Genomic DNA, 24108 nt, shown 5'->3' on the forward strand with positions numbered 1-24108 from the left:
AGGACCGGCGATGGGCCTCAATCTGCTTTATTCCAACGACAAACCCGGCGCCTATCCCAACAGCTGGTACGCGGCCACCGCACAGCCGCTTGCCCCCTTCCCGCCGCTCTCGGGCCATACACATGCCGATGTGGTGGTGGTCGGGGCCGGCTATACCGGCCTGTCGGCGGCGCTGCATCTGGCCGAAGCGGGGATGGATGTGCTGCTGCTGGAGGCCAACCGCGTCGGCTTCGGCGCCTCGGGGCGCAATGGCGGGCAATTGGGCAGCGGTCAGCGCCAACCGCAGGACGTGGTCGAGAAGCTGACCGGCCAGGCTGAAGCGGACAAGCTGTGGCGGCTGGCCGAGGAAGCCAAGGCGGTGGTCAAGGGGCTGATCCAGCGCCACAATATCGACTGCGACCTGAAGCCGGGCGTCGCCTGGGCGGGATCGTCGAAGGGCGATGTCACCCATCTGCACGACTATGCCAGGCATCTGCGAGATCGCTATGCCTATGATCAGATCGACATTCTGGGAGCGGAGGCCTTTCACGATCTCTGCCCCTCGCCCGATTACAAGGGTGGCATCGTCGATTGGGACGCGGGCCATCTGCATCCGCTGAAATACGTGCTGGGGCTGGCGCGCGCGGCGCGGGACGCGGGCGTGCGTATCCACGAGATGACCGAGGTTCTTGAGATCGAGACTGGCCCGCGCGCCCGGCTGCGCTGCCCGCAGGGTGAGGTGACCGCCGATCATGTGATCCTGGCCTGCAACGGCTATCTCGGCGGGCTGGAGCCGAAGGTGGCGGCCCGCGTGATGCCGATCAACAATTTCATCGTCGCGACTGAACCCCTGGGGGCAGAGACCGCGAAGATCCTCACCAAGGACATCGCGGTGGCCGACAGCCGCTTTGTGGTGAATTACTTCCGCCTCAGCGCCGACGGGCGGCTGCTGTTCGGGGGTGGCGAAAACTATGGCTATCGCTTCCCGGCCAGCATCGAGGCATTGGTGCGCAAGCCGATGCTGGAGATCTATCCGCATCTGAGGGATGTGCGCATCGACTATGCCTGGGGCGGCACCCTGGCGATCACCATGAAGCGATTGCCCTATCTGGCGCGGGTGGCGCCCAACATGCTGTCGGCCTCGGGTTATTCCGGCCACGGGGTCGGCACCGCCACCCATGCGGGGTATCTGATGGCCCAGGCGGTCCAGGGCGAGGCGGCGGGATTTGACACCATGGCGCGCGTCCCCAGCACGCCCTTCCCGGGCGGCACGGCGCTGCGCAACCCGCTCCTGGCGCTGGCGATGACCTGGTTCGGCCTGCGCGACCGGCTGGGGATATGATCGCCTTCTGATTGCACCCGATCTGCGACACGACAGGAACAGAGGGGCAGGTTTTTGCCCCTCTGTCCGTTTGTGCGCTTGGCATCCCGGAACATCTGTTTTACCTTTCCCGAAGGTTCAATTCAGGAATTCCAAATATGGCCCTTATCCCGAACGTCCACGACGCCGAACCCATCCCCCCCGCGGCCCGCGATGCCATTGATGCGCTGCTGCAATCGGGCGATCTGTTCCGTTACACCGCGCCGCAGGACGCGCCGGTGGCCCTGCTGGAGCGCGAATTCGCCGACATGATCGGCTCGAAATACGCGCTCGCGGTCTCTTCCTGCTCGGCAGCGTTGTTTCTGTCGCTGAAGGCACTGAACCTGCCGCGCGACGCCCGGGTGCTGATCCCCGGCTTCACTTTCGCCGCCGTTCCCTCCTCGATCATTCATGCGGATTGCTATCCGGTGCTCTGCGAGGTGAAGGACAATTATCGGATCGACATGGCGGATTTCGAAGCCAAGCTGGATCAGGATATCGCCGCTGTCATCATCAGCCACATGCGCGGCCACACCAGCGACATGGACGCGATCGTGGCGCTGTGCGCGGCGCGCGGCATCCCGGTGATCGAGGACGCGGCACATTCGCTGGGCACCGTCTGGGATGGCCGCAACATCGGCACCATCGGCAAGATCGGCTGTTTCTCCTTCCAGTCCTACAAGATGATCAACGCCGGCGAAGGTGGTATCCTGATCACCGACGACGCCGATCTGGTAGCCCGCGCGGTGATCATGTCCGGCGCCTACGAGCACAACTGGAAAAAGCACAAGGGCCCGCATGGCGACAATAGCGACACGCTGCAGCTTGCCTTCGAGCGCTGGCAGAACCAGTTGCCGCTTTATAACCTGCGGATGAGCAACCTGTCGGCGGCGGTGATCCGGCCGCAATTGCCCGAGCTGATGCGGCGGGTCGAGGACGGGCGCCGCAACCACGACTATGTGGCGGCCAAGCTGAACGCCTCGCCCTTCCTGTCGGTGCCCGATCCGCTGGGCCCCGAGGTGCGCGCGCCGGATTCGATCCAGTTCAACCTGGTCGGCATGGACGACGCCCAGACCCGCGCCTTTGCCGATGCGGCCGCCGCCGCGGGCGTCAAGGTGCAGGTCTTCGGCATGAGCACGGACAACGCCCGCGCCTTTTGGAACTGGCAGTTCATCCCCGATCTGCCCGAGCTGCCGCAGACCCGCGCCATGCTGATGCGCGCCTGTGACGTACGGCTGCCGGTCTATCTGCAAGAGGACCAGCTGGATGCCATCGCCGAGGTGCTGATCCACGCCGCGGCCGAGGCCGCCGGCCCGCTGCGCGCCTACGGCACCTGACACCGCAGGCCAAGGCCGCAACCGACAGGGCCGCGCATTGCCGCGGCCCTTTTTACATCCCTATTGCCCGCCGGCCGCCCGCACCGCCGCGGAAAAGGCCGACGTCGCCGCCGCCAGGCTGAAAGGCCGCCCGTCGGCATCAATCGCGATGGTGGAAAAGACCCCGGCGACCGACAGAACGCCCTGCCGCTCGACCAGCAGCGGCGCCCCGGAATCGCCGGGCATGGCCGAGCAGGTCGCAAGCCCGACATCGCGCGTAGCCTGCGGCACCCAGCCGCCGCAGTCCTCGGCCAGGGACAGCACATGCGGGCGCAGCGCCGCATAGCCCGCCAGCCGCACCGGCTCTCCCCCCAAGGGATCGGCCAGCGGCAGGAACCCCAGATCGCGACCAATCGGCGCCGCAAGCTCCAGCAGCGCCCAGTCCTGTACGACACCCCCATGGAAGTCCCGGCTGCCGGCATCTTGCCCGGGGGCGAGCCTGTAGCCCACGACCTCGACCTGGGCCACCGCCTGACCACGCTGATAGCCGGCGGCAAAGCGCAGGCTCGCGGCCGGGATCCAGGATTTGCGCGGATAATTGTAAAGACAATGCGCCGCGGTCAGCACCAGCCGGTCGCCGACCAGCGTGCCGGTGCAATGCTGCCGCAGATCGCGACTGGCGAAATTCACCCGCCCGATCGCCCGCCAGGGGCCGGCCGAGGCATCGAGGATCGGGCGCGCGCGGATCGCCTCGCAGCCCGCGGACATCAGTTGGCCGCGCCCGCAAATGGCGTCGAGCGCCGGCACGAAAACCTGATCATGCAGCGGACCGGTTTCCGGAGCGGACTGACCGGAGGCGGCAAGGGAAAGGGCTGACAGGGCCGCGGCCAACGCCGCGACAAGGGTTCCTCTCATCATCGTCCCCTCTTCTCCTTCATTTCGATCACCCTAGGCGCAAGAACACGCTCGCGCCATGGTCTGGATGACGGCGCGCTTGCCAAACGCCCCGACGCGGGGCACGGTTTTGCCATGACAGAGCTGAGCCATGGCGCCGCCTGGATGGGTGGCCGTATCATTCCGATCTCCGAGGCCTCCATCGGCGTGACCGACTGGGGGCTCACCCATTCCGACATCACCTATGACGTGGTGCCGGTCTGGGGCGGCGCCTTCTTCCGGTTGCCCGATTATCTCGACCGCTTCTTCGCCTCGGTGGCGGCAGTGCGGATGAACATCCTGATGGACCGGCAAGAGGTGCACGCCGCGCTGGAGGAGATGGTTGCCGCCAGCGGGCTGCAGGCGGCCTATGTCGCCATGGTGGCAGCGCGAGGGCCCAATACCGTGCCCGGCAGCCGCGATCCGCGCGATTGCAGCAATCATTTCTATGCCTGGTGCGTACCTTACGTGCATATCGTCAAGCCTGAGCAGGCCGAGAAGGGCACCTCGGTCTGGATCGCCAAATCGGTGCGCCGCATCCCCAAGGACAGCGTCGACCCGCGCGCCAAGAACTATCACTGGGGCGATTTCACCTCGGGCCTGTTCGAGGCCAAGCAGGAAGGGTTCGAGACCACCGCGCTGCTCGACCATCAGGGCAATGTGACCGAAGGCCCCGGGTTCAACATCTTCGCCCTGTTCGGTGACAGGCTGGTGACGGCGGATCAGGGCGTGTTGCAGGGGATCACCCGCAAGACGGTGATCGAAATCGCCCGCAGCAAGGGGCTGACGGTCGAGGAACGCCCCCTGCCCTTCGACGAATTCCTGCAGGCGGACGAGGTGTTTCTCTCCTCCTCCGGCGGTGGGGTGATCCCGGTGGTGCGGGTCGATGCGCACAGCTTTTCCAACGGCGCCCCGGGCCCGGTTGCGCGCTCGCTCAGGTCGACATATTTCGAATGGCTGGAGGAGCCGCGCTTCCGCAGCCCCATCCAATACGGCTGAGCCGGATCACTTCAGCTTCGACAGCCTGTCCTGCAGCTCGGCCAACTGGCGCTTGATGGCGTCCAGATCCTCGTCGCCCTTGCCGCCCTTTTCGGCCTCCGGTTCGCGCTCGGGGCCGGACCAGCCGCCCGACAGGCCACCGGTCATCGCCTTGAGGAAGGCCTCCTGCTGGGCCTTCATCGCCTCGAACCCGGGGATCTTCGAGATCGGGTTCATGGCGTTCATGTTTTCCATCATCTTGCTCTGGCTCTCGCGCAGCATCTCGAAGGAGCTTTGCAGGAACTGCGGCATCATCCCCCCGCCCGGCACCATATAGCTGCGCACCAGATCGTTCAGGACATTCACCGGCAGGACGTTTTCGCCGCGGCTTTCGTGTTCGGCGATGATCTGAAGCAGATATTGCCGGGTCAGGTCGTCCCCGGTCTTCAGGTCGACAATCTGAACCTCGCGGCCGCTGCGGATAAACCCCGCGATATCTTCCAGCGTCACGTAGTCACTGGTCTCGGTGTTATAGAGCCTGCGGCTCGCATACCGTTTGATCAACAGGGTCTTTTGGTCTTCTGCCACGTCTTGCCCTCCACGAGACACGATGCTTGTCGGAAACACTAAGCGACCAGAAAACAAAAAGAAAGGGCGGGACCATGCGGCCCGCCCAACTCTTGTGCATTTTCATTTTCCCGAGCTATCGGGATAATGATCTTATTTCGTGGCTTTCGCCGCGGTGTCAGTGGCCTTTTTCGCCGCGGCGGTCACGCCATCGGTGGCTTTCTTCATGGCGGCGCTGGCGTCTTCGGTGATGTCCTTGCCGGCAGCCATCAGCAGTTCGACGGTATCCATCTGAACCTTCTTGGCGACCTCGGCGAAAGCGGCCATGTTTTCAGCCGCGGCTTCTGCAGTGGCAGAGGCGAAATCGCTGAACGACTTGGTGTAATCAGCCGGCTCAGCCTTGGCACGCGACATCTGGTTCAGCTTGGACAGAGTGTCCTTGGCCCATTTGTTCGAGATTTCAGCCGATTTGCTGGCCGCTTCCAGAGCCACGCTGGAAAGCTTTTCGTTCAGCGCGGCCGAGGTCTTGAACGCCTCTTCCATCGCCGTCATGTCGACAGGGAAACCGCCGCTCATCATGTTTTTCATCATTTCGGAGAAATCTTTTGTATTGGTCATCTTTTGTTTCCTTGTGGAACACGGGTCAGTATCGAATGGGGGCGATTGGAACTGTCTGTTTACGTCAGCATGCCCTCAGTTGCTTACAGAAATATGAATGCTGCACTGCAGCATTTCAAGACCAACATCTCTGCATTGCAGCATTTTAGCGTATAAATCTTCCAAGTACAGCTCCCACCCGCTTCTCCGGGCACAAAAAAGGGCAGGTCTTTCGACCTGCCCTTCGCAATTGCACCGGTTGGGAGGAGAGGGGGTGCAGGCTTGCGATTACTGTCGCGCGATTTATTTCGCGGCGGCTTTTTTGGCGGCGGAGGTCACCTCTTCGGTGGCCTTCTTCATCGCTGCGGTGGCGTCCTGGGTCATATCCTTGCCCGCGGCCATCAGCAGTTCGACGGTATCCATTTGAACCTTCTTGGCGATCTCAGCGAAGGCGGCCATGTTTTCAGCCGCCACTTCTGCCGCGGCAGAGGCGAAATCGCTGAGCGACTTGGCATAGTCGGCCGGCTCAGCCTTGGCCTTGGACACTTCGGCCAGCTTGGCCAGGGTGTCTTTGGTCCAGTTGTTCGAAATTTCCGAGGTCTTTTCAGCCGCTTCGATCGCCACAGCCGAAAGTTTCTCGTTCAGAGCCGCAGTGGATTTAAAGGCGTCTTCCATCGCGGTGGTATCCACCGGGAACGACCCCATCATATCCTTCATCATTGCGGTGAAATCTTGAGTCTTTGCCATTGTCTCAACCCTTACACGCTGTTCGGGAGTATCCCGCCTTTGTTCAGCTGAGATCAATATGCATGCTGCAGCGCAGCATTTCAAGGAAATTCGCTGCGCCGCAGAATGGATTCAGGATTCTTTCCTGAAATCAGAAACTTGTCTTGGGCATCACATAGGCCCCCGGCGCCACAGCCAGGCAGGGATGCTCCGAATCACCCGGGGTGCGAGCAGGAACCTGCTTGCCTGCCCGCTTTGACAGCCAGTCGCCCCAACGCGGCCACCAGGATCCTTCGTGGAATTTCGCCTCCGCCATCCAGGTTTCGGCGTCACCGCTCAGATCCTCATTGGTGTAATGGCCGTACTTGTTCTTGCTGGGCGGGTTGACCACACCGGCGACATGCCCCGATTGCGACACGATGAACTGCTTCGATCGCGACCCCATCTGCTGCACGCCGCGATAACAATCGCGCCAGGCGGCGATATGGTCAGTCTCGCAGGTGATCGACATCAGCGGCACGGTCACATCCTTGACCTTCACCGTCTCGCCGCAGATCACGAAGCCGTCCTGGCAGAATTCGTTACGCTGGCACAGGCCGCGCAGATATTCGATCGCCATCCTGCCCGGCAGGTTCGTGCCGTCGCCGTTCCAATAGAGCAGATCGAAGGCCGGCGGTGCCTCGCCCAGCATGTAGCTGCGGATCGCCGGGGTATAGACCAGATCGTTCGACCGCAGGAACGAGAAGGTCCGCGCCATGATGTAGGAGCGCAGAACCCCCTTCTCCTTCACCTCCTCCTCGATCGCATCGACGAAATCGTCCTGCAGGAAGGGGGTGAATTCACCCTGATCGGCGAAATCGGTCAGCGCGGTGAAGAAGGTCGCCGACTTCACCGACTTGTCGCCGCGCTTGTGCAGCAGCGCCAGCACCAAGGCCAGGGTGGTGCCGGCGATGCAATAGCCCACCGCATTGACCTGATCGGTGTTGCAGATCGCCTTGACCTCGCGGATCGCGGTCAGAAAGCCATCCTCGACATAATCGTCCATGCCGACCCCGGCATAGCTTTCGTCGGGGTTCACCCAGCTCACCACGAAAAGCGTATAGCCCTGCTCGACGATCCACTTGATCAGGCTGTTCTGCGGCTTGAGATCGAGGATGTAGAACTTGTTGATCCAAGGCGGGAACAGCACGATCGGAATCTCGTGCACGGTTTCGGTCACCGGGCTGTACTGAATGATCTCCATCATCCGGTTGCGATAGACCACCTCGCCCGGCGAGGTGGCGATATTGTCCCCCACCCGGAAGGCGCTCTCATCGGCCAGGCGCACCACCAGTTCACCATTATTGGCCTCGAGATCGGCGATCAGATTCTCCAGCCCGTCGACCAGCGACTGCCCTTCGGTCGCAAGCGCGCGCTCCAGGGCGTCGGGATTGGTCGCCAGATAATTCGTGGGCGACATCAGATCGATGATCTGCTTGGCGAAATACTTCAGCCGGCGCTTTTCAACCTCATCGATGCCCTCGACGCTGGTGGCCGCCTGCTCGATCGCCTCGGCGTTGATCTGATATTGCTGCTTGATGAAGTTGAAATAGGGATGCGTATCCCACAGCGGGTTGGAGAACCTGCGGTCGCGCGGGCCGGGATCCGCCGGAGCCAACAGCTTGCCGCTGGCAAGCGCCTGCTGGGCCTCGGCGAAGTGCTTCACCGATTTTCCCCAATATTCGATCTGATGTTCCAGCACCTTGGCAGGATTCTGCAAGGCCTGCGCCCAATAGGCCGTCGCCGCCTTGGCAAAGAGCCCCTGATCCGGCGCATTCAACCCCGGATTGTGCGAGGTCTTGCGCGACATCACGTCAATCAGCCGCTTGGACAGCGTTTCGACTTTGGAAAGGTTATCGGTCAACCGGTCCAGATGTTCCCCGGGCACGGAGCCCCCCCCATCGTCTACAGTTGTCATTCTAACGAATCCCCCCTACTCTCATTAACAGCTAGAATACCGTCGCCACGTTCGGGAGGCAAAGCGGCGTTTCGTCCAATTTGCGTTGGTCATATAAGCCGAGGAGACCTGAATGCGCTACATGCTGACCTATGATCTGATGGAAACAACCCGCAACGCCAATCAATGGCTAGGTGCCACAGCTCAATCCGTCGCCTCCTATCCCGCCTTTGCCATGATCCCCAACCCGGCCCTGAACTGGATGGCCGCCTGGGGCCGCGTGACCGAAAGGTCGTTTCAACGGATGGTCGCGAAACCCGACTGGGGTATCCGGACGGTTACGTGCGAAGATGGTAAAGACCACGTTGTCGAAGTTCAGACCGTGGTCGAGAAGCCTTTCGGCGACCTGATCTATTTCAAGGTTCCGGGCCGCGACATCCAGCAACGCAAGGTGCTGCTGGTGGCGCCGATGTCGGGCCATTACGCGACGCTCCTGCGTTCGACCGCGGCGAGCCTGCTGCCCGATTGCGAACTTTACGTCACCGACTGGCACAATGCCCGCGACATCCCGGTGTCCTGCGGCAAGTTCGACGTCGAGGATTACACGCTCTATCTGATGGACTTCATGCGCCATCTGGGCCCCGACACCCATGTGATCTCGGTCTGTCAGCCGGTGCCTCTGACGCTCGCCGCCACCGCCTATCTGGCCGAGCTTGAGCCCGATGCCCAACCGTTGACGATGACGCTGATCGGCGGCCCGGTCGACCCCGACGCCACCCCCACCGAGGTGACCGACTTCGGCCGCCGGGTGACCATGGGCCAGCTCGAGGAAACGGCGATCCAGCGCGTCGGCTTCAAGTACAAGGGGGTCGGCCGGCTGGTTTATCCCGGCCTGCTGCAGCTCACCTCCTTCATGTCGATGAATGCCGATCGCCATTCCGAGGCCTTTTCGAACCAGATCCGCCGCGAAATGCGGGGGGAGGCCGCCGACCACGACGCGCACAACCGTTTCTATGACGAATATCTCGCCGTCATGGACATGACCGCCGAATTCTATCTCAGCACCGTCGAGCGGATCTTCAAAGAACGCGAGATCGCCAAGAACGAATTCGTGGTCGATGGCCACAAGGTCGATGCCGGCAAGATCACCAATGTGGCGGTGATGACAGTCGAAGGCGCCAATGACGACATCTCCGCCCCCGGCCAATGCATCGCCGCGCTCGGCCTGTGCACCGGGCTGCCCGACAGCATGAAAGCCAGCCATGTGGAACCCGGCGCCGGCCATTACGGCATCTTCGCCGGTCGCTCCTGGCGCGACAACATCCGGCCCCTGGTGTTGAAGTTCATGAATGACAACAACACCAAGCGCACGCCGCGCCGCCGCCGCCCGGCAGCAGCTCCGGCCACCCCCGCCAATAGCAACGTGGTGGCGATCTGAGATCAGGCATAGGCCGACAATCCTTCCGGTGACGCAGGGGGCCCAGGCCCCCTGCGTTTTTTTTCGCGCCCGCTTTTGCCGGCATTCAACCGGCCAGATGTGTCTTGATCAGATCAGATCTGTGGCGAAAGACCGCCTCGTCGGTGAAGGGAGCCCCGTCCAGGGCGGCACGGGCAAGCAGGTCTGCCAGACGTTCCCGATCTGCGGCAAGGCCGGCGGCCCGTTCCGCCAGCGCGTCAATGTCGCGCGGCGGCACCAGCAGGCCCCCGGAATGGGACCAGATCAGATCGCGGGCATAGCCGCCCTCATAGCCCAGCAGCGCCGTGCCCGCGGTCAAAGCCTCGATCAGACAGCGCGGCGATTCCGGCGTCAGATGGCAGAACAGGAAAAGATGCGCGGCGCAGTAGGCCTCCATGACCCGGGCGCGATCGGCGACGAAACCCGGCGTCTGCACCCGATCCTGCAACCCCAGCGCGACGATGCGGCCGCGCATCTCGGCCAGCATCTCCCCCTCGCCCAGCCAATCGGCGGTGAAGTCCACGCCCCTGTCGCGCAGCGCCGCCAGCACTGCCAGCCAGTCGAGCGGCCCCTTCATCGCCTCGGCCCGACCGACATAAAGCAGCCGGAGCGGCGCGCCAGAGCGAACCGCGGCCAGCTTGGCGGCGAGACGGTCGGCGGGAATGTGATCGTCCGGACCGATGTGGATATTGTGGACCAGATGCGGATTGCGGCTGTAGGGCGCATAATGATCATAGGTTTCGCGCCCGTGGAACAGACCCAGCGTGGCGCGCCGGATCACCGCCCGCTCAAGCCAGGCCATCGGCCGATGCGTCAGCCGCGCCCGCAGCCGCGTCTTCCAGGGCACCTGGGTGGACACCACCCGCACCACCTGCGATTCCACCCGGTCGGTCCAGACCGCGAAGGGCCGCCCCATGCGATGCGCCGTCAGCGCCGCGACCGCCCCCCAATCGCCGAAAAGCCCGCCGATGGCAAAGCTCAGGTACTGCGCTTGGGTGATCAGCGCGGCGATCCGGCGTCGCGTCTCCGGCAATCTGCGCAGGAATACCCCGGGACGATAGGACATCGGCAAGGGCTCGATCCGCACCCGTGCCAGCGCCGTCGCCTGCTCCGAAGCCGACAGCCAGCCCGCCGGCGCCGGTCCCGGCGCCAGCGGCATCATCACCACCACCTCGTCGAAATGCTCGGCCCAAAGCCGCAGCCCGTTCACCGCCTGGGCCTCGACCCAGAAGGTGCCGTCCTGCTGATAGAGCGCAACCGGCGCATAGAGCAGCAGCGATCCGGGACGCGGCCTGGTCACGCGGCACCTCGCTGTGCCGCCAGCGGACGGCGCAACCAGTCGCCGAGCGCGGCGGTAACGGTCTCCGGCGCCTCGAGCGGCGGCAGATGGCCGGCCTCCTCGATCACCTCGAGTTGGGCGGCGGGCATCAGCTCGGCCATCACCGCATGGCGCTTGACCGGCGTCACCGCATCATGCGCCCCGCAGAGGATCAGCGCCGGCCCCTTGTACTTGCGCAGCGTGCTTTGTTGATCGCGGCGCCGCTGCAGGGCACGGGACTGGCGCACGAAAACCTCCGGCCCCAGGTCGGACGCCATGGCGCGGAAGGCCGCGCGCACCGAGAGCCGGCCAGCACCAGGCGCCAGGCTGTCTGACGGAAGCATCGCGCCGATCACCTCTTCGAACCGACCGGCGCGCGCCGCGATGATCTGCGGCTCGCGGGCCGCCGCCTCGGCCGGGCTTTCGGCCAAGGCGTGCGTATCCATCAGGCAGAGCCGTGCCACCCGGTCCGGGATGCGGCGCAGGATTTCCATCGCCACCACCCCGCCCAAGCCGAGCCCGGCCAGCGCAAGGCGCTGGGGCAGATGATCAATCAGGCTAGAGGCGATCTCCTCGACCCGCTCGCCCTGGGTGATCGGGGCGACCATGACCGCACGATCTCGGGACAAGATATTGATCTGAGACGCAAAGATACGCGCATCGCACATCATGCCCGGCAACAAGACCAATGCCTCGGCCATAAAACACCCTTTTCCCCGCGCCCGCCCGAAAAACACGGTCGTCCCAGAATTACCGCTCGTAGAATGCGAATTTCGCGCCCCTCGGGCAAGCGGCTTCCCGCCGCCAGCGCCCCGCCGGGTCGGTCGCGCGGCGCCTCAGCCGGCCACGTGCAGAATGTCTTCGATCGCCGCCTCGATCAACCCCAGGCAGGGGCGATCGGAAAACCGGTGATCGGCGTCCTTCACCAGCGTCAGCCGCATATCGTCGCATGTCGCGTGATCGAGCAGCCTGAGCGCGGTCTCGGTCGACACCGCGCTGTCGGCGGTGCCTTGCAGGCAGCGCACCGGGAAGGGCAAGGGCAAGGGATCGCGCAGCACCAGGTGAAGCCGGCCGTCCTCGATCATCCGGCGCGAGACCCGGTAGGGTTCCATATAATCCGAAGGCAATTCGACATAGCCGTCGGCCCTCAGGCTGGCCTTCTGGATGGGAGAGAAATTGGCCCAATAGCCGTCTTCGGTGAAATCGGGGGCCGCGGCGACGGTGACCACGCCCTTGATCCGCTCGGGCCTGGCACGGGCCAGCAGCAGCGCCTGCCAACCGCCCATCGAGGAACCGACCGGGATGATCGGCCCATCGGTCAGCGCCTCGACGATGGCCAGCGTATCCTCGTGCCAGTCACCGATGGCGCCCTCGTCGAACAGGCCCGAGCTTTCGCCATGACCGGAATAGTCGAACCGCAGGAAGGCCTGCCCGCGCGCCTTGGCCCAGGCCTCGAGATGGGTGGCCTTGGTACCCTCCATGTCGGATTTGAGCCCGCCCAGGAACACCACCCAGGGCCCCTGCCCCTCGGTCCGGTGATAGGCGAGCTTGCGGCCCTGCGGGCTGTCGAGAAAGGTGGTGGCTGGCATGGGCGTCTCCTTGAACTTGTAAAAGATCATGCCGGCAGTAACGGCGGGCCGCAATGCGCAATGCGGCCCGCGGGGATGGTTCAGCGCCCGCTCATGATGATGCGATAGCGAAGCTGGTCGAAGATCACCGCCAGGATCAGCAGCACCCCCAGCAGCACCATCTGCATGTAGGAACTGACCTGGGCCAGGTTCATGCCGTTCTGCACCAGCACGATGAAGAAGGCGCCCAGCACCACGTTTTCCACCCGGCCAATGCCACCGCGCAGGGAGACACCGGCGATGACGCAGGCGGCGATGGATTCCAGCGCGATGGTGCCGCCCAGGTTCGCCTCGCCCGATTCAACCCGGGCGGTCAGCAACAGCCCGGTGAGCGAAGCAATGAGCGCACAGACCATATAGGCCAGCATGAGCGTGCGCCTGGTGTTGATCGCCGACAGATGCGCCGCCTTGATATTGCCGCCAACCGCATAGATCTGGGTGCCAAGCCGGGTGCGCGACATGAAGACCCACATCACCGCGATGCAGATCACCGCGATCAGCACCGGCACCGGTATCCCCCAGAGCCGTCCGAAGCCGAAGGTATCGGCGAATTCGAACGGCAGGCCCGAGACCGGCACGCCGCCGGTGAGAAACAGCGCCAGCCCCGCGCCCACCGAGGAGACGCCCAGCGTCATGATGAAGGGCGAGACGTCGAAATAGGCGACGCCGATGCCGTTCACCATCCCCACCAGCAGCGCGGCTGCAAAGCCCGCGAAGGCCCCCAACAGGATCGCCAGCCAGATCGCATCCGGGAAGATGCCGGCGAAGAACACCATCGCCGAGGCCGAGACCACCGAGGTGAGCGCGATGGCGGTGCCCACCGAGAGATCGAAGCCGCCGGAGATCAGCACCAGCATCTGCCCGAGCGACACCAGCACCAGATAGACCGATTGCCGTGCCACATTGACCAGGTTCTGGCCGGTCAGGAATTTCGACGACAGCGCGGTGAAGATCACCAGCGCGCCGAGCAGAAAGAACGGCAGAACGCCCACCTTGACGAAGACGCGCGTGATCAGACCGCCCGCGCCGGTTTTGTTGCTTTGCTCGCTCATGCCTTGGCTCCGCTCTCATCGAAGAAATGTTTCAGGACCAGATCCTCCACCATCTCGTCCCCGCTCAGTTCGGCCGAGATCCGGCCATGCGCCAGCACCAGCATCCGGTGCGACAGGTTCAGAACCTCCGGCAGGTCGGAGGAGATCACCACCACGGCCTTGCCGGCCTCGGCCAATTGCTGGATCAGCCGGTAGAGGGCCGAGCGGGTGCCCATGTCGACGCCGACCGTCGGTTCGTCGAAGACATAAATGTCGGCCTCCTGGCCGAAGCATTTGCCGAACAGCACCTTCTGCTGGTTGCCGCCCGACAGCTGCGACACCAGCTTTGGCCGATAACCTGCGTGAAGTTCGACATAATCTGCGATCCGGTCGGTTTCCGCCCGGACCTCTTTCCAGTTGATGAAGCCCATCCGCGACACGCCCCTGCCGCCCATCACCAGATTGAGCGCCAGGTTGTCGTTCGAGGTCTTCGCCAGATCGAGCCCCTCGGCCTTGCGATCCGGAGACAGGTAATACATCCCGGCCTTGAGGATCGCCCGCGTCGGCGCCCGGGTGACATCCTGCCCCTTCAGCGTGACCTTGCCGCCGAGCCGGGGCGCCAGCCCCATCATCGCGCGAAAGAGCCGCGACTTGCCCGAGCCCACGAGGCCCGCGACCCCCAGCACCTCTCCCGCCCGGATTTCCAGCGACGCAGCCGTGACGCCGGGCGTCACCAGCCCCTCGGCCGTCGCCAGCACCGCGCCCGGAGCATGGGCGATCTGCGGGTAAATCTCGGTGATGGCGCGGCCGGTCATCATCTCGACCAGCGCGTGTTCGTCGGTCTCGGCCATCGCCACCGTGCCGATCTTGGCACCGTCGCGCAGCACCGTCACCCGGTCGGCGATGCGCTGGAATTCCTGGATGCGGTGCGAGATATAGATGATCCCCACCCCGCGCGCCTTGAGCGAGGCGATGAAACCAAACAGGTGATCGACCTCGCGATCGGTGAGTGAGGCCGTGGGTTCATCGAGGATCAGCACCGAAAGATCGCCGTGAAACGCCTTGGTGATCTCGACCATCTGCTGCTGCGCCCGCGACAGCGACGCGGTGATGGCGGTGGGGTCGATCGGGAAATCCAGTTCCTCGAACATCTCGCGCGCACGGCGGCGCATGGCGCGGTGATCGACGAAGGGCCCTTTCATCGGCTCCCAGCCCAGAAAGATGTTCTCGGCCACGGTGAGGGTCGGGATCAGCGAGAATTCCTGAAACACCGTATAGATGCCGGCGCGCTGCGCATCGGCGACCGAGGAAAAGGCCAGCGCCTGCCCGTTCAGGGTGATCGTGCCCTCGGTCGGGCTGTTGGCCCCGGCGAGCATCGAGATCAGGGTCGATTTTCCCGCCCCGTTCTCGCCGAAGAGAACATGGACCTCGCCCGCCTCAAGATCGAAATCCACCCCGTTCAAGGCCAGCACACCGGGATAGCGTTTGGTCAGGCCGCGTGTTTCCACCAGCTTTGTTGATTGCATCTCCGCCTCCGGAAGGAATGCGGGCCGGACAGGATCGCCCGGCCCGCTCATGCCAGTTCAGCCTGCGGTCTTACTCGACCGAAAAGACCGGCTTGAACCCATCCGGCGGCAGGATATTTTCACGCGCCACAGTGCTGATGTTCGACGGATCGACGACGAAGATCTTCGGCCCCACATGTTTCATGTAGTCCTTGCCCTCGAGGATGCGCACCGCCTGGTCCATGGCGATCCGGCCCTGGATGACCATCGAATCCGCCGGTGCGGCCAGGATGAAACCGCGCTTGATGCCGGCATAGACGCCCGGGGTCATGTAGAAGGCCAGCAGATCGACCTTGCCCTGCAGACCGCGTTCGCGGATCAGCCCCTGCGCGGCTTCGGCGGTGACCGCCGTGCCGGCCAGATAGCGGACATCGGGGTTGGCCTGCAGCACGTCCTCGACCAGCTTGAGCTGGGCTTCCTTGCCGGTGTCACCATAGCGGGGTTCCAGCACCTCGACGGCAGAGCCCTTGACGGCTTCCATGAAACCCTCGTTGGCGGCCTCGACCCAGCCGGCGCCCGCCGGCCCCGGGAACCAGCCGACCTTGACCGGCTCAGAACCGGCCGGATGCTTCTCGGCGAGATACTTGCCGGTCTCGAAGCCCATGGTCCGGAAGGACACCAGCGATTTGGCGGCGATATCGGGCGAGGACATGCCGTTGATGACGTCGATCACCGGGATCCCCTTGGCGGCGACCTCTTTCACCACGCTGTTCAGCCCCTCGTAGGAGATCGCGCCGATCACCACGGCGTCGGCACCGCTGGACACGCAATCCTCGATCTGGCTGATCTGCTTGTTCAACTCGGTATAGCCGCCGGCCTCGACCAGGTTCATCTTGACGCCGAGCCGCTTGGCCTCGTCGGCCACGCCATAATCGACACCCAGCCAATAGGCGTCTTTCATGTGCGGGAAGGAGACGCAGATGTTCCACGGCTTGTCGGCCTTGGCGAGCGGCGTGTAGGTCACCGGGCTGACCTTGCCGTCGGCGGCGAAGGGCGGGGTCACCTCTTCGGCCGGATAGGGGAACCAGTCCGCCGCGAAGGCGCTGGCGGGAATGACGGTCGCGAGCGCCAGGGCTGCGGCAGTCTTGAGGGCGAGCTTCATTATTCTGACCTCCTTGTCAGTTTTTTCAGTGCAAAGCGGCAAGCCGCGATTTGGTTTTATTATTCGGCTCTTAGACGAGCTCTTTTCGGATTTTCTCGATCAGGGCCTTGCGGTCCGCACGCGCCTGCAGCGCCTCGTCCATCTCGACCTTGACGAATTTCACCTTAGTGTTGGGCTGCAATTGCCCGATCAGGTCCATGTCCGCCGAGATCACCGCACCCAGGGTGAAGTAACCGCCGCCAGACACCGCGTCGCGGTGCAGAACGATGGGCTCCGAGCCGCCCGGCACCTGGATCGAGCCGTAGGAATAGCAGCCGTCGACGATGTTCGAGGGATCGGCACCGGCGCCGAAGGGCTGTTCGCGCTCGACGAATTCCATCGGCTGGCCACCCCGGAAGCGATAGCCCATGCGGTCGGCCTCGGGCGCGACGGTCCAGGTGTCGTTGAAAAAGGCCTCGCCCGATTTCTCGGTCAGGCGATACCAGTAGAGACCGGTCAGCACCCGCAATTCGGCCGGGGTGCCCGGACCACGGCGCAGTTCGGCCGGAACGGTGCGGCCTTCCTCGACCAGCGCGGCCTCGCCCACCGGGATCTCGTCGCCGGCGGCGATGTTGCGGCCATGGAAGCCGCCCAGCGCGCCGATCGGATAGGTCGAGCGGCTGCCCAGCGCCGGTTCGGTGGCGATCCCGCCAGAGACGGCGATATAGATCCGCGCCCCCGATTTCAGGAAGCCGAAGCTCAGCGTCTGGCCCGGCTTGACGGTGAAACTGGTCCAGCTCTCACGCGCCTCGCCGTCCAGCAGGATCGGCATTTCGCCACCGGTGATGGCGACGCTCGCCTCGGCGGTAAAGGTGATCTCCGGCCCCATGAAGACAGCCTCGAGACAGGCGGCATCCTCCGGGTTGCCGACCAGCAGGTTCGCCGCGCGCAGCGCCAGACGGTCCATCGCGCCCCCTTCGGGAATGCCAAGGTGGAAATAGCCGGGGCGGCCCAGATCCTGGATCGAGGTGGCGAGCCCGGGTTTGACAATCTTAAGCGTCATTGAGCGCCTCCATCAGCTTGGCGTTGAAGCCGGTCATATCGGCGTTGAAGGCATCGAGATCGAAGTCGACCTCGGCGATGCGGGGGCTATAGGTGCCCTCTTCCACCGCCGCCGTGATGCGGTCGTATTCGGCCTGGTCGATCGGTTTCCACTTCACGATGTCGCCCGGTTTGAAGAAGACCATGAAGTCCTTGAGATAGGAGACCTTCTGTTCCGGGTCGAAGATCGGCATCGGCGTGATCCCGAACAGCTGATACCCGCCGGCGCCGCGCACCGAATAGATGCAGCCGAAGCAGCCGCCGATACCGACCGAGAGCTTCGGCGTATCGGTGCGCGGGCGCAGATATTTCGGCACCTGGATCTGCTTGTCGCGATCGACGAGTTGATAGAGGAACGGCAGCCCCGCGACGAAGCCCACCATCGACACGAACCAGGGCTGCGAGTGGAAGGCCTCGATAAAGGCCTCGACACTGTCATAGCCGTTGATCCGGGCGGCATAATCCAGATCCGAGCCGCTGGGGTCCTGGTGCCGTTCGCGGAACCGCATCAGGGTTTCATGGGTCCAGGGATCCTGGAAGAACACCGGGATTTCGATGATCCGAGTCGAGAGGCGCTTTTCGGCGGTCTCGGCCTTGTGCTCCAGTTCCTTGATCCGGGCCATCATGTCGGCGGGGGCGATCACGTCGGGGTCGAAGCGCACCTCGAACGAGGCGTTGGCGGGGCAGATTTCGGTCACCCCGGGGATATTCGCCTCGCGCACCGCGTTGCTCATCGAAAGCGAGATGAAAAACGCGTCCAGCGACATTTCCTCATCTACCTCGACATAGATGTGTTCATCGCCGCCGTAAGAATATCGTGTCTTCACGACGCACCTCCTGTTGTTGCTTTTGTCAGATTGCCGGCCTCCAACCAGGGTTCGAGCCACTGGGTGTGGAAATCGCCGGCCTGAACGCCGGTATCGGCCGCCAGCGCCTTATGCAGTGGCGCGGTCGTCTTCAGCCCCTCGAGGCTCAGCCCCTCCAGCGCGGTGGCGAGCTTTTCGATCGCCTCGGCACGGGTCGGCGCATGGACGATCAGCTTGCCCAGCAGGGAGTCATAGAAAGGCGGGATCTGATAGCCTTCGTAGAGGAAGTGGTCGAAGCGCACCCCCTCGCCTTCCGGCAGGGTCATGGCGCCAACCTTGCCCGGCCAGGGCATGAACTGCATCAGCGGATCTTCGGCGTTGATCCGCACCTCGATCGCATGGCCGCTGCGGGTGATATCCGCCTGCGTCAGGCTCAGCTTCTCACCACCGCAGACCCTGATCATCTCCTGCACCAGATCGACGCCCGTGACCATCTCGGTCACCGGATGTTCCACCTGGATGCGGGTGTTCATCTCGATGAAGTAGAACTCGTTGCGGGCGCTGTCATAGAGGTATTCCAGCGTGCCGGCGCCGCGATAGTTCACCGCCTGGGCCAAGGCCACGGCCGATGCGCAAAGCGCCTCGCGCGTCTCATCGTCGAGACAGGCGGCGCCCGCCTCTTCCCAGACCTTCTGCCGCCGCCGCTGAAGCGAGCATTCGCGTTCATAGCAATGGATCGCGGTCTCGCCATCGCCGAGGATCTGCACCTCGATATGCCGCGGGCTTTGCACCGCGCGCTCCAGATAGAGCCCGCCGTCGCCGAAGGCCGCCTGCGCCTCGGCCTGGGCTTGCGGGGCCAGCTTGCGCAGCTCCGCCTCGTCCGCCGCGATGCGGATGCCGCGCCCGCCACCACCGGCGGCGGCCTTGATCATCACCGGATAGCCGACGGTCTTGGCCACCTCGGCGGCCTCGTCCACGGTGCCGATCCGGCCCTTGGAGCCCGGCACCACCGGCACGCCCGCCGCCTCGGCCGCCTGGCGCGCGGCGACCTTGTCGCCCATCCGCTCGATGGTCTCGGCGGTGGGGCCGACATAGGTGATCCCGGCCTGGGCCAGGGCCCGGGCAAAGGCCGGGCTTTCCGACAGGAACCCATACCCCGGGTGCACCGCGTCGGCCTTCGTCTGCTTCGCCGCCGCCACGACCTTGGCGATATCGAGATAGGAGTCCTTCGAGGGCGCCGGCCCGATGCAGATGGCCTCGTCCGCGAGCTTGACGGCCAGCATGTCGGCGTCGCCCTCGGAATAGGCCTGAATGGTGTGAATGCCCAGCTCCCGCGCGGCCCGAATGATCCGGACCGCGATCTCCCCCCGGTTAGCGATGAAAAGACGGCTGATGGTCATCGGTCAGTCGTCCAGCTCCGCCAGAACCGCACCGGCCATCACCGGCGCCTCGTTCTCGGCGACATAGCTGGCGAAGGTGCCGGCGGTCTCGGCCTTGACCTCGATGAAGGTCTTCATCACCTCGATCAGCCCGATCACATCCCCCACGGCCACCGCATCGCCCTTGACCTTATAGGCCGCCTCGTCCGGCGAGGGTTTGTGATAGAAGGTGCCCGGCAGCGGGGATTGGATTTGTGTCATTGTCTTTCTCTCTCCTGTTGGGCCCATTTCAGGTCAGGCCATGTTTTCAAGAACCGTTGCGGCCGGCGCGATGGTGATGCCGTTGTCCAGCAGCGCCTTGCGGATCGCCCTGCCGTTTTCCAGCGCGCCGGGCGTGTCGGAATGGAAGCAGATCGATTCAAATTCGATCTCGATGTCCTTGCCGGTCACCGTGCGCACCAGGCCCTCCTTACAGGCCCGCAGACATTTGTCGGCAATCGCCTGCGGGTCGGGACGCGCCACCTGGCGGGCGAAAACGATCGAACCGCTGTCGTCATAGTCGCGATCCGCATAGAATTCGCGCACCACCCGCTGGCCCATGCGCCGGGCGATCTCATAGGTCTTCGAGACGCCCATGCAGAACAGGATCGCCTCGCCGCAGGTCTTGCGGAGGGTGTCGACCAGATGCTGCGACAGCTCCTCGTTCACCGCGGCCTCCATATAGAGCGCGCCATGCGGCTTGATGTGCTGGAGCTGGACGCCATAGCGTCGGCCGAATTCGCGGATCGCGCCCACCTGATAGAGGATGTCGTTGACCAGCTCTTCCGACGAGGTTCGGATATAGCGGCGGCCAAAGCCCTGCAGGTCACGGTATCCCGGATGCGCCCCGATGCCGACGCCATGCTGCTGCGCCAGCTTGACCACACGGTCCATGGTGGTGGGATCGCCGGCATGAAACCCGGCCGCGATATTGGCCGAGCTGATCAGCTCCATCAGGTCTTCGTCCGCCGCCTCCCCCAGGGTCCAGTGGCCGAAGCCCTCGCCCATGTCACAGTTCAGATCGATGATGCCACGCATGGTCTCGCCTCAGTTAGTCTTCGAGAGGCATCTTCACTTTCGTTTCCTATAGAAGTAAAATTCTAAATGCTGCGGATGCAAATTCGGAAAATCCGATAGATGAGAGATGCGCGACCGGGCGCAAATTCTTACGAAATCACCAGTTTTCCAAGGGGAACTGGGAAGGTAAGCCGCAGTATCGGATTTTCCGATATCAGGACAGCAGAAAACCGGATGGGTGCGCCATGATGAATATTCGACATCTCAAGTATTTCGTGGCGACCGCTGAATCGGGGCAGGTCAGCCGCGCCGCCAACCTTCTGGCGATCTCGCAATCCTCGGTCACCGGCGCGATCCGCGATCTGGAGACAGAGCTTGGCACCGACCTGTTCCAGCGCTCCTCCCACGGGATGGAGCTGACCGAGGCGGGGCGCGAATTCCTCGCCTCGGCGCGGGAGATCCTGCAGAAGCTGGACGAGGCCACCAAGCTGACCCGCCGACATTCGACGGTGAGCGGCGTGATCTCTCTTGCCGCGACCTATACGGTGATCGGCTATTTCCTGCCCTATCACCTAGACCGGCTGAAACACCTCTATCCCGGGCTGGAGGTCCGGCTGAGCGAGCTGAACCGCGAGAGCATCGAAGAAGGATTGCTGTCGAACCGCTTCGACATGGCGGTGCTGCTGACCTCGAACATGAACAACCCCGAGCTGGAAAGCGAGACGCTGCTGAAATCCACCCGGCGGCTCTGGGTGCCGAACAACCATCCGTTCCAGCGCCGCGGCAAGGCCAGTTTCGAGGAGATCGCGCAAGAGGACTACATCATGCTGACGGTCGACGAGGCGGCGCATACCACGATGAAATACTGGAGCCTGACCAGCTTTCAGCCGCAGGTGAAACTGCGCACCTCCTCGGTCGAGGCGGTGCGGTCGATGGTGGCGAACGGTCAGGGGGTGACGATGCTGTCTGACATGGTCTATCGCCCCTGGTCGCTTGAGGGCAAACGCATCGGCACCATCACCACCGACAAGGAAATCCCGTCGATGGACGTGGGGCTTGCCTGGCGACGGGGCCTCGAATTCTCGCGCCCCGTCTCGGTCCTGGTGGACTATTTCAAGCAGTGCTACGCCCTGCCCCAGACGCCATTCGCGCTGGGACGGGGTTGAGCGATCAGGGCTTCAGCAGCACCTTGCCGGCCTTGCCCGGCGCCAGCGAGGCGCGCACCGCGTCGCCGATCCGGTCGAGCGGAAAGATCGCCTCGACCGGAAGCTGGACGGCACCGGTGATCACCAGCCGCATCAGCTCGCCGAACAGGCGCTGACGCTCGTCGGCGGGCATGGCGGCACTGACCTTGGCGCCCCAGAAGCCCTTGACCACCGCCTGCTTGAAAATCAGATCGCCCGAGGAGATCTGCATCGGCTCGCCCGTCATGGTGCCGAAGGAGACCAAGAGCCCGTCGTCGCCCAGAAGCGACAGCAGATCACCGCTGGCGGTGCCGCCGACGGAATCGATGGCCGCCACGATGGGCGCGTCGCCGGCCAGTGCGCGGACCTGTGTCTTCCAGCCCTCGGCGGCAGTGGACACCGCGTTGCCGATCCCCAGCGCCTCAAGCTCGCCAATACCGGCATCGCGGCGCACCAGATTGATCACGTTGATGCCACGCGCCTTGCCCAGCATGGCGACGGCCTTGCCGACCATGCCGTTGGCGGTGTTCTGAACGATCCAGTCGCCTTCCTTGACCTCAAGGAATTCCAGCAGGGTCAGAGCGCTGAACGGCATGGCGATCAGCTGTGCCGCCGCCTCGTCGCCGATCGCCTCGGGCAGCGGCACCAGCCCCTTGGCCGAGGCGGTGAAATACTCCGCCCAAGTGCCATGGACACCGGCGACGGCGACCCGTTGGCCCAGGGTCACGCCCTCGACGCCTTCCCCCAGCGCGTCGACGATGCCGACCGCCTCGGACCCGCCGATCGCCGGCAGCTCGGGCTTATAGCCGTATTGGCCGCGCACGGTCCAAAGATCGTGGTTGTGGATCGGCGACAGGATCGTCTTGATCCGCACCTGACCGGCAGCAGGTTCGGGCAGCGGCGCGTCGACGGGGGCCAGAACTTCGGCCGGGTCGCCGAAGGTCGCATGTGTTGCAGTACGCATAGTGGTCTTCCTTGAACTTAAGCAGCAGTCACGTGCAGACGCACGTCGATATTGTCGCGGGTGGCATTGGAATAGGGGCAGACCTGATGGGTCGCGGCGATCAGCTTCTGCGCCTCGGCTTCCGGCAAACCGGGCACGTCGATATAGATATCGAGATCAAGCTTGTAGCCGCCTTCCGGGGTCTGGCCGATGCCGACCTCGACCGAGGTCTTGCTGCCGGTGGCATCAAGACCCATCTGCTTGGCGACAACCGCCATGGCGCTATCGAAACAGGCGGCATAGCCCAGCGCGAAAAGCTGTTCGGGATTGGCGCCGGCCTTGCCCGATCCGGGCAGCGCCAGATCGAAGGCGAGGCTGCCGTCGTCAAGTTCGGTATGGCCGGAGCGGCCGCCGGTCGCGGTGGCGCGGGTCTTGTAGAAAATCTTCATCTCAGTCCTCCTGAGGATCGGTGTGTGTCTTGGAATTTCCAGAGCAGACCAGCAGCGCCAATGTCGCCTCATAGGCCTGGCGCATCGGGGCGCGGTCGCGCGACAGCTTGCTGAGCAGGGCCGCCCCCAGCCACATCTGATAGAGCATCTGCGCCAGCCCCGACGCGGGCGCCCCACCCAGCGGCAGCGAGCCATCGGCGCGCGCCTCTTCGATCATCTGGGCGATACGGGCGATCAACGCCTCGGTCCCCTCGCTCAGCACCTGGCGCATGTCTTCGGAGAGATCGGCGACCTCGGCGGCCAGCTTGACGACAAGGCAATCCTCGGCCCAGCCCCGGGCCGGATCCTCCGCCCCCGCCAGCCAGGCGCCCCAATAGCGCATCAGCCGGGTTCGCCCGTCGGGCAGATCGGCGGCCAGAAGCTGATCCATCAGTGCCAGATAGCCTTCGACATATTGCTGCAACAGGGCACAGCCGAAGGCCTCTTTCGAGGGGAAGTAGTAATAGAACGATCCCTTGGGCACGCCGGAGGCCTTGAGAACCTCCTGCAAACCAACGCCCACGAACCCCTTCTGCAGGACGAGCGCATGGCCCGTCTCGAGGATCTTCTGGCGTGTCGCCTCGGCTTTGCTGATCTGTCTCATAATCTTTCAGATAGGTTAAAATAGACCGGTCGTCTAGTAGCGTTTCCGTGATCCGCCCACCCTCAGGACAAGCAAA

At 63.9% G+C, this 24108-nt stretch carries 24 protein-coding genes; 5 read left to right on the forward strand and 19 right to left on the reverse strand.

Annotated features, from left to right (window positions below):
- Window positions 1-10 precede the first annotated feature (10 nt).
- Window positions 11-1321: an NAD(P)/FAD-dependent oxidoreductase gene (locus tag ACN0V4_RS07715; protein WP_417674676.1), complete on the forward strand. Its 1311-nt coding sequence runs from the start codon at window positions 11-13 to the stop codon at window positions 1319-1321.
- A gap of 137 nt (window positions 1322-1458) precedes the next feature.
- Window positions 1459-2676, forward strand: coding sequence for a DegT/DnrJ/EryC1/StrS family aminotransferase (locus tag ACN0V4_RS07720; protein WP_417674678.1), 1218 nt, complete (start codon window positions 1459-1461; stop codon window positions 2674-2676).
- Window positions 2677-2736: 60 nt separating this feature from the next.
- Here the strand turns inward: ACN0V4_RS07720 and ACN0V4_RS07725 are convergent, their stop codons facing one another.
- Window positions 2737-3570 carry a trypsin-like serine peptidase gene (locus tag ACN0V4_RS07725; protein WP_417674680.1) on the reverse strand — a complete coding sequence of 278 codons (834 nt, stop codon included), beginning with the start codon at window positions 3568-3570 and terminating at the stop codon, window positions 2737-2739.
- A 114-nt stretch (window positions 3571-3684) separates the two neighbouring features.
- Between ACN0V4_RS07725 and ACN0V4_RS07730 the strand changes: the two genes are divergently transcribed.
- Window positions 3685-4587: an aminotransferase class IV gene (locus ACN0V4_RS07730; protein ID WP_417674682.1), complete on the forward strand. Its 903-nt coding sequence runs from the start codon at window positions 3685-3687 to the stop codon at window positions 4585-4587.
- Window positions 4588-4593: 6 nt separating this feature from the next.
- On the opposite strand, the gene phaR is transcribed toward ACN0V4_RS07730, so the two are convergent.
- The 4 genes from phaR to ACN0V4_RS07750 all read right to left on the reverse strand — a co-directional run bounded on the left by phaR (window position 4594) and on the right by ACN0V4_RS07750 (window position 8413).
- Window positions 4594-5154 carry a polyhydroxyalkanoate synthesis repressor PhaR gene (phaR, locus tag ACN0V4_RS07735; protein WP_417674684.1) on the reverse strand — a complete coding sequence of 187 codons (561 nt, stop codon included), beginning with the start codon at window positions 5152-5154 and terminating at the stop codon, window positions 4594-4596.
- A gap of 132 nt (window positions 5155-5286) precedes the next feature.
- Complete coding sequence (locus ACN0V4_RS07740; RefSeq protein ID WP_417674686.1) at window positions 5287-5751, reverse strand: phasin, PhaP; 465 nt, start codon at window positions 5749-5751, stop codon at window positions 5287-5289.
- 282 nt (window positions 5752-6033) lie between these two features.
- Entirely contained in the window at window positions 6034-6477 is a 444-nt protein-coding gene (locus tag ACN0V4_RS07745; RefSeq protein ID WP_417674688.1) for a phasin, PhaP, read from the reverse strand.
- Between the two features lie 130 nt (window positions 6478-6607).
- Entirely contained in the window at window positions 6608-8413 is a 1806-nt protein-coding gene (locus ACN0V4_RS07750; RefSeq protein WP_417674690.1) for a PHA/PHB synthase family protein, read from the reverse strand.
- A 112-nt stretch (window positions 8414-8525) separates the two neighbouring features.
- Here ACN0V4_RS07750 and phaZ point away from each other — a divergent pair, with 112 nt between their 5' ends.
- Window positions 8526-9830, forward strand: coding sequence for a polyhydroxyalkanoate depolymerase (gene phaZ / locus ACN0V4_RS07755; RefSeq protein ID WP_417674692.1), 1305 nt, complete (start codon window positions 8526-8528; stop codon window positions 9828-9830).
- A gap of 85 nt (window positions 9831-9915) precedes the next feature.
- Here phaZ and ACN0V4_RS07760 read toward each other — a convergent pair whose 3' ends face one another.
- The 11 genes from ACN0V4_RS07760 to ACN0V4_RS07810 form a co-directional block, all read right to left on the reverse strand.
- Window positions 9916-11148, reverse strand: coding sequence for a glycosyltransferase (locus ACN0V4_RS07760; RefSeq protein ID WP_417674694.1), 1233 nt, complete (start codon window positions 11146-11148; stop codon window positions 9916-9918).
- Window positions 11145-11867 (reverse strand): alpha/beta fold hydrolase, encoded by a 723-nt coding sequence (locus ACN0V4_RS07765; RefSeq protein ID WP_417674696.1) that lies wholly within the window; start codon window positions 11865-11867, stop codon window positions 11145-11147. The genes ACN0V4_RS07760 and ACN0V4_RS07765 overlap by 4 nt, the downstream gene beginning before the upstream one ends.
- A gap of 135 nt (window positions 11868-12002) precedes the next feature.
- The gene (locus tag ACN0V4_RS07770; protein ID WP_417674698.1) at window positions 12003-12755 is read right to left on the reverse strand and encodes an alpha/beta fold hydrolase; all 753 of its coding nucleotides are present in this window, start codon (window positions 12753-12755) and stop codon (window positions 12003-12005) included.
- An 80-nt stretch (window positions 12756-12835) separates the two neighbouring features.
- Complete coding sequence (locus ACN0V4_RS07775; protein ID WP_417674700.1) at window positions 12836-13846, reverse strand: ABC transporter permease; 1011 nt, start codon at window positions 13844-13846, stop codon at window positions 12836-12838.
- Complete coding sequence (locus ACN0V4_RS07780) at window positions 13843-15351, reverse strand: sugar ABC transporter ATP-binding protein (RefSeq protein WP_417674702.1); 1509 nt, start codon at window positions 15349-15351, stop codon at window positions 13843-13845. Before ACN0V4_RS07780 ends, ACN0V4_RS07775 begins: the two co-directional genes overlap by 4 nt.
- Window positions 15352-15421: 70 nt before the next feature.
- Window positions 15422-16492, reverse strand: a complete 1071-nt coding sequence (torT, locus tag ACN0V4_RS07785) for a TMAO reductase system periplasmic protein TorT (RefSeq protein ID WP_417674704.1) — start codon at window positions 16490-16492, stop codon at window positions 15422-15424.
- 70 nt (window positions 16493-16562) lie between these two features.
- Entirely contained in the window at window positions 16563-17534 is a 972-nt protein-coding gene (locus ACN0V4_RS07790) for a biotin-dependent carboxyltransferase family protein (protein WP_417674706.1), read from the reverse strand.
- Window positions 17524-18399 (reverse strand): 5-oxoprolinase subunit B family protein, encoded by an 876-nt coding sequence (locus ACN0V4_RS07795; protein ID WP_417674708.1) that lies wholly within the window; start codon window positions 18397-18399, stop codon window positions 17524-17526. Before ACN0V4_RS07795 ends, ACN0V4_RS07790 begins: the two co-directional genes overlap by 11 nt.
- Window positions 18396-19778 (reverse strand): acetyl-CoA carboxylase biotin carboxylase subunit, encoded by a 1383-nt coding sequence (locus tag ACN0V4_RS07800; protein WP_417674710.1) that lies wholly within the window; start codon window positions 19776-19778, stop codon window positions 18396-18398. Before ACN0V4_RS07800 ends, ACN0V4_RS07795 begins: the two co-directional genes overlap by 4 nt.
- Window positions 19779-19781: 3 nt before the next feature.
- Complete coding sequence (locus tag ACN0V4_RS07805) at window positions 19782-20018, reverse strand: acetyl-CoA carboxylase (RefSeq protein ID WP_417674712.1); 237 nt, start codon at window positions 20016-20018, stop codon at window positions 19782-19784.
- A 33-nt stretch (window positions 20019-20051) separates the two neighbouring features.
- A complete protein-coding gene (locus tag ACN0V4_RS07810; RefSeq protein ID WP_417674714.1) occupies window positions 20052-20834 on the reverse strand; it encodes a 5-oxoprolinase subunit PxpA in 783 nt (260 codons plus the stop codon).
- 224 nt (window positions 20835-21058) lie between these two features.
- On the opposite strand from ACN0V4_RS07810, the gene ACN0V4_RS07815 reads away from it, so the two are divergent.
- Entirely contained in the window at window positions 21059-21979 is a 921-nt protein-coding gene (locus tag ACN0V4_RS07815; protein ID WP_417674716.1) for a LysR family transcriptional regulator, read from the forward strand.
- Between the two features lie 4 nt (window positions 21980-21983).
- On the opposite strand, the gene ACN0V4_RS07820 is transcribed toward ACN0V4_RS07815, so the two are convergent.
- The 3 genes from ACN0V4_RS07820 to ACN0V4_RS07830 are packed head-to-tail and all read right to left on the reverse strand — an operon-like array spanning window position 21984 to window position 24032.
- Complete coding sequence (locus ACN0V4_RS07820; protein WP_417674718.1) at window positions 21984-22961, reverse strand: zinc-binding dehydrogenase; 978 nt, start codon at window positions 22959-22961, stop codon at window positions 21984-21986.
- 17 nt (window positions 22962-22978) lie between these two features.
- The gene (locus ACN0V4_RS07825; RefSeq protein WP_417674720.1) at window positions 22979-23389 is read right to left on the reverse strand and encodes an organic hydroperoxide resistance protein; all 411 of its coding nucleotides are present in this window, start codon (window positions 23387-23389) and stop codon (window positions 22979-22981) included.
- Between the two features lies 1 nt (window position 23390).
- Window positions 23391-24032 carry a TetR/AcrR family transcriptional regulator gene (locus ACN0V4_RS07830; RefSeq protein WP_417674722.1) on the reverse strand — a complete coding sequence of 214 codons (642 nt, stop codon included), beginning with the start codon at window positions 24030-24032 and terminating at the stop codon, window positions 23391-23393.
- Between the last annotated feature and the right edge of the window lie 76 nt (window positions 24033-24108).

Origin of the sequence: Pseudodonghicola sp. (assembly GCF_048268305.1) — a bacterium.
In the GTDB taxonomy this organism is placed as follows: Bacteria; Pseudomonadota; Alphaproteobacteria; order Rhodobacterales; family Rhodobacteraceae; genus Pseudodonghicola.